The organism is Flavobacterium sp., from assembly GCF_043756175.1.
Taxonomy (GTDB): Bacteria; Bacteroidota; Bacteroidia; order Flavobacteriales; family Flavobacteriaceae; genus Flavobacterium.
The window spans coordinates 1-5,236 of the sequence record NZ_JAYURN010000060.1 but is presented as its reverse complement, the minus strand read 5'-3'; the positions used below and the strand labels follow the sequence as shown (position 1 = coordinate 5,236).

General features: G+C 30.0%; 7 protein-coding genes. 2 read left to right on the top strand and 5 right to left on the bottom strand.

All coding sequences use genetic code 11. The features are described 5' to 3' along the window. Nucleotides 1-162: 162 nt before the first annotated feature. The 4 genes from ACH2BP_RS03855 to ACH2BP_RS03840 all read right to left on the bottom strand — a co-directional run bounded on the left by ACH2BP_RS03855 (nucleotide 163) and on the right by ACH2BP_RS03840 (nucleotide 3,989). Nucleotides 163-1,266: a hypothetical protein gene (locus tag ACH2BP_RS03855; protein ID WP_395057183.1), complete on the bottom strand. Its 1,104-nt coding sequence runs from the start codon at nucleotides 1,264-1,266 to the stop codon at nucleotides 163-165. Between the two features lie 31 nt (nucleotides 1,267-1,297). Next, a complete protein-coding gene (locus ACH2BP_RS03850) occupies nucleotides 1,298-1,657 on the bottom strand; it encodes a response regulator transcription factor (protein ID WP_073207859.1) in 360 nt (119 codons plus the stop codon). Between the two features lie 818 nt (nucleotides 1,658-2,475). Further along, entirely contained in the window at nucleotides 2,476-3,252 is a 777-nt protein-coding gene (locus ACH2BP_RS03845) for a TIGR02757 family protein (RefSeq protein ID WP_395057180.1), read from the bottom strand. A 74-nt stretch (nucleotides 3,253-3,326) separates the two neighbouring features. Continuing rightward, entirely contained in the window at nucleotides 3,327-3,989 is a 663-nt protein-coding gene (locus tag ACH2BP_RS03840) for an ABC transporter ATP-binding protein (RefSeq protein WP_395057178.1), read from the bottom strand. 201 nt (nucleotides 3,990-4,190) lie between these two features. Here ACH2BP_RS03840 and msrA point away from each other — a divergent pair, with 201 nt between their 5' ends. Together msrA and ACH2BP_RS03830 are read left to right on the top strand one after the other, a co-directional pair. Continuing rightward, nucleotides 4,191-4,739, top strand: a complete 549-nt coding sequence (gene msrA / locus ACH2BP_RS03835) for a peptide-methionine (S)-S-oxide reductase MsrA (protein WP_395057176.1) — start codon at nucleotides 4,191-4,193, stop codon at nucleotides 4,737-4,739. A gap of 46 nt (nucleotides 4,740-4,785) precedes the next feature. Next, nucleotides 4,786-5,082: a hypothetical protein gene (locus ACH2BP_RS03830; protein WP_073207875.1), complete on the top strand. Its 297-nt coding sequence runs from the start codon at nucleotides 4,786-4,788 to the stop codon at nucleotides 5,080-5,082. A 13-nt stretch (nucleotides 5,083-5,095) separates the two neighbouring features. Here the strand turns inward: ACH2BP_RS03830 and ACH2BP_RS03825 are convergent. Next, a partial coding sequence (locus tag ACH2BP_RS03825) for a DUF6787 family protein (RefSeq protein WP_395057185.1) occupies nucleotides 5,096-5,236 on the bottom strand: 141 nt, incomplete at its 5' end.

Here is a 5,236-nt window from a genome sequence, read left to right as displayed (position 1 = left end):
ATAATATTTTATTGTAGTTAACAAATTTATTTTTTTTCATATACTCAACAGTTTCAAATACAGATATAATACCTAATATAATATAGGAACTTATAATCATAAAACTGTACAGAAAAAATAAAAAATGAATAAGAAACGTCATGTTTGGTATTTAAAAAGGAGTTAATTTGATTCTATATATTTTACAATTCTAACAAATTCAGGTTCTACTGTCAAATTCTTAAAACGGTTAAACTCTTCAATATTTAAGTTTCTTAAAATTTTTAGCGCTGAGAATTTGATTTCAAAATTTGTATTGAGAATATGTTCCATTACAAAGGGTTTATCTGTCATTTCATATAGATTTTCCATCATCTCAAAAAAAGCAATTTGTCCTTCTAAAGTAAGTTTTTTAAATTTATTTTTTAAAATTGTTTTTGCATCAATAATATTTAAATAGCTTAAAAGGTGAATGACCTCAATTCTTATTTTTATATTTTTATGGTCCAAAAGTGCTATTAATTCATCTTTGACGCCATATTGATTGTAGATTTTTGCAAGTTTTAATGCGAAAAACACAACTGATTCATTAGATGATTTTAACCATAAATTGATGCTTGTAACCCGTTGATTACTGTGTAATTTAAGTACTTCTAATAATTGAATCTGATCCCATTCAGATATTGGGGTTGTAATGTTATTTAAAAAATCAAGGCCTTCAAAATGAAATAGATTGACTAAGTACAATTGCATAGCACTACGCACTTCTGTTTTGGGATGGTTTATATGGACTTTAACCTGGCCTTGAACTTCTTTTACATGAAAAAGTGTAAGTTCTCTAATTCCGTCAGCTATAATATTCCATTTTCTACTTTTTAATTTAGATAAAGAATAATCTAAAAGTCCGGTTTGAATGTATAATCTATGAAGAGATTCAGCCATTTCTCCGGAGATTTCATAACTTAATTTTAGTAATGTCGAGATTAAAATATTTCTTCTGAACGTTTCAGAGATATTTACTTTTAATTGGTCAATAATTGATTGTTGCTCGGAACTGATTTTATCTGTTTCATCTCCAGCATACAAATAATTTATTACCAAAGTTTCATATTCTTTTTCTATTTTATTTTTTAATTTTTCATTTGCTCTTAGAAAGCTCCTTAGGTATTTCAGATATATGGTTATGATAATAATAAAAAAAATTATTGTCATAATAAAGGCCCAAACTACTTGGATTATTAAAGGAGATTTTTCAAAATTTTCAATAAAATAGTTATATTCTAACATATTATTTAAGGGGACTTTTATATTTTAAATATTAGCGTAAAATCTTTTTTACCCTATTGACTAATTCATTAGGACTAAAAGGTTTGCTCATGAAATCTGTGGCTCCTAATTTGAACGCTTTAAGTACTATTTCTTCCTGTCCAGACGCTGAAAACACAATGATAGGCGTTTGATTGTTTAATTTGTTTCTAACATGACTTATGACTTCTAGTCCGCTTATATAAGGCATCATAATGTCAGTTAATATTAATTCTGGATTATGTTCTTCAATTAATTCAATTGTTTCTTTTCCATTTTCTGCTATAAGAAGTGTATATCCCTCTTTTTCTAATCTAAATTTAAGTAACATCGAAAGCATTGAATTATCTTCTGCGAGTACAATTTTTTTCATATTTACTTATTGTGTAATGATATTCTTTCTATAGCTGCTAACATAAAAATTGTAATTATTGAGTCAGACGTTGCAAACTGTACGCCTATTTTTTTTTGTAATTTTTCCAATTGTAATGCGGAGGACATTGATTGAATGTATATTTTTTAATTATTAAAATTTAAAACAGACACTTTTTAGTTTCGCCTCATAGCTAAATTTTGATTTTAAATTTTTAAATTGCTCCATCCATATTATCTACGTAATAGCATCTATATTGGTTTTACAAAAATGTTTTTTTTAAATAAGTATGATGTGCAAAACTTTCGAGAGCTATTGATCCGGAAAAATAAATTCCTTTTATGAAATTATAGCTGTTTAAATTATTTTCTTGACAGATACTTTTTTTTAAAGATCTAATTTGTATACTAATATTTTGAATGTATTGGTTGGTTTTTTTTTCTGCAGTGTTAGTAGGGACTGCGATAATTTCTTTTCCAGTTTTGTAGCTGTTGATTAGCAATTGAAGCTGACTACGTAGAATTAAAATAAAAAGAAAGGGTGCTGTGAAATAAAAAAATAGTGTTCTTGTATTTGTGGTACGAAGAGCCTTGTTAAATAAAATAATCCAACGATTATTACTATTTATTTTAGACGTTATTTCATTTGTAAAACAATTACTGTTTCTATTAGAAATACTTAAGTAGGTTCTCATTCTTTAGGGGCATTTATTTAAATAGTCAAATAGTAACTTCCAGATCTTTAAAATCAAAAAAAATCACTCAACTAGTAGGGGGGCAAATGTATACATAATTACAGACATTAACTATTATTATGTGTTAAAACCCTTCAAATACGCCTAATCCAAATAAAGCAAAATCGTATTTAACAGGGTCAGCAGAATCTAATATTCTTAGTTGTAAATCCAATTCTGCTAGCGCTTTACCGTCGTTTTGTTTTCTGGTCAGCAGACCTAATTTTCGAGCAACATTTCCGGAATGAACATCCAGAGGACAGGATAAAGCAGCAGGAGAGATGCTTTTCCAAATTCCTAAATCAACGCCTTTATTGTCTTGCCGAATCATCCACCTTAAGTACATGTTAATTCGTTTAGCGGCCGAATTACTCAAAGGGTCTGAAATATGTTTTTGCGTTCTGTACTGATGTGGGATTTCAAAGAATATTTTTTTGAATTCATGAATACCTCTTTGGGTTGATGCTGTCGCAATTCCTTGAGATTGATCTTGGGTGAAAACAGTTTCTAAACCTCCATGAACTTTATAAATATGTTTTAAACTTCTAATAAAACTGGCAAAATCCTGTCCGTTAAAAGTTCTATGAACGAAAGTTTCTAGTCGTTGCAAATCATTTTCGGTATGTGACATAACAAAATCATAAGGTGCATTTCCCATCAAATCCATCATTCGATGTGAATTTTTGATAATCATTTTGCGATTTCCCCAGGCTATTGTTGCGCTAAGAAAACCGGCAATCTCAATGTCTTCCTTTATAGAAAACAAATGCGGAATTTGTACTGGATCACTCTCTATGAAATCAAAATTATTGTATTGAATGACTTTTTCGTCCAGAAAATCTTTTAGTTCAGAAGGATTCATTTTTTTTGTGTCAAGTTTAAGGCTTAAAACGGTTCTTGTTTCAAATAAACTTTAAACCTGAAATTTTAAACTTTCTAATTACTAATCAATCCGTCTACCATTATTAGTTTCCGGTCGGCCATATTTGCTAATTCCTCGTTATGAGTCACGATCACAAAAGTTTGCCCTAATTCATCTCTTAATTTAAAAAATAGCTGATGTAGATTCTCCGCAGATGCAGTATCTAAATTTCCCGAAGGCTCATCGGCAAAAATGATTGCTGGTTTGTTGATCAGTGCTCTTGCAACAGCAACGCGTTGTTGTTCTCCTCCTGAAAGCTCGTTAGGTTTGTGATTCATTCGATGAGAAAGACCAAGATAGGTTAACAGCTTTTCAGCTTCAATCTCCGTTTCTTGTTTGGATTTATTGGCAATGAATGCAGGAATACAAACGTTTTCCAGTGCCGTAAATTCAGGAAGTAATTGATGAAATTGGAAGATGAAACCTAAATTTAAGTTTCTGAATTTGGACAAAGTTTTATCATTCATCGTCAGAATATCTTCATCATTGATTCGTAATTCTATTTCATTTTCAACTGTAGGTTTGTCGAGCGTTCCAAGAATTTGCAATAGCGTCGTTTTTCCCGCTCCCGAAGCACCCACGATAGAAACAATTTCTCCTTTTTTTATGTGTAAGTCAACCCCTTTCAAGACATGAAGTTGATCGTAATATTTATGCAAATTTTTGGCATGTATCATTTTGAAACTATTTTCACAAAGAAACAAAGATTTTAGTGATTATTAAGTGGATGCAATAGATATTTCCTTTCGACAAATTATAAACTTTAGTTAATATGGAATAATCAGTTTCAATTATTAGGCTAAATTTGATTTTTAAACTTTTTTTATCCAAAGGGAGACAACAGAGTCTTTTTGTGAAAAATTAGAAAAACTATAAATATGGAATTACAAAACGAATTAGAAGTTGCTACGTTTGCCGGAGGTTGTTTTTGGTGTACCGAAGCCGTTTTTTTAGAATTAAATGGAGTAAATAAAGTAGTTTCCGGATATATAGGAGGAAAAACAATTAATCCAACATATAAGGACATTTGCAATGGTGATACTGGTCATGCGGAAGCAATTCAAATCACTTTTGATCCAAATATCATAGCCTTTGGAGAATTACTGGAAATATTTTTTGCAACACATGATCCAACGACATTAAATCGTCAAGGAAATGATATTGGTACACAATACAGAAGTGAAATTTTTTATAATAACGAAGCGCAAAAGCGATTAGCAGAAGAATACATCGCTTTGATGATTAAAGAAAATACTTTTGGGAAACCAATAGTAACAAAGATTTCAGCGGCGTCAAAATTCTACGAAGCAGAAGACTATCATCAAAATTATTACAACCAAAATAAAGTGCAAGGGTATTGCAGTTATATTATTACACCAAAAATTGAAAAATTGCAAAAAGTGTATAAAGATAAACTCAAAAAATAATTGGCATTAGATTTGTGTATTTTAATCAAAAGAAATTTAATAAAATATGGAAGCAATACCAATAGATAGAACGGATAATAAAAAAAGAAATCTTATTCTGGGAATACTATTCGATGCAATAGGAATGTTGTCGTTTACTGTTCCTTTCATCGGAGAATTCTCTGATGTTGTTTGGGCTCCTATCGCAGGTTATCTGATGACAATGATGTACAAAGGAACCGTAGGGAAGGTGGGAGGAGTATTTACTTTTCTGGAAGAGATATTACCATTTTCTGATTTTATTCCGTCATTTACATTGACTTGGATTTACAATTATTTAATAAAAAGCAAAAACGCCCAGTAATTGAGGCGTTTTTTTATTCTTTAAATAGAAATCCAAACCCCATTCTTTTTAGCATTTTTTTCTCAAATGCCCAAAAGAATTTAAATTGTCCAAAAACAAATCCTATTAAGACTAAAAGTACTTGATATAAAGGAAAAATTAGAAGCAGTCGAAC

What these genes read in the sequence shown, in the direction of transcription:
- ACH2BP_RS03855 (WP_395057183.1), bottom strand. Translation starts at nt 1,266, where the DNA reads ATGTTAGAATATAACTATTTTATTGAAAATTTTGAAAAATCTCCTTTA.
- ACH2BP_RS03850 (WP_073207859.1), bottom strand. Translation starts at nt 1,657, where the DNA reads ATGAAAAAAATTGTACTCGCAGAAGATAATTCAATGCTTTCGATGTTA.
- ACH2BP_RS03845 (WP_395057180.1), bottom strand. Translation starts at nt 3,252, where the DNA reads ATGAATCCTTCTGAACTAAAAGATTTTCTGGACGAAAAAGTCATTCAA.
- ACH2BP_RS03840 (WP_395057178.1), bottom strand. Translation starts at nt 3,989, where the DNA reads ATGATACATGCCAAAAATTTGCATAAATATTACGATCAACTTCATGTC.
- msrA (WP_395057176.1), top strand. Translation starts at nt 4,191, where the DNA reads ATGGAATTACAAAACGAATTAGAAGTTGCTACGTTTGCCGGAGGTTGT.
- ACH2BP_RS03830 (WP_073207875.1), top strand. Translation starts at nt 4,786, where the DNA reads ATGGAAGCAATACCAATAGATAGAACGGATAATAAAAAAAGAAATCTT.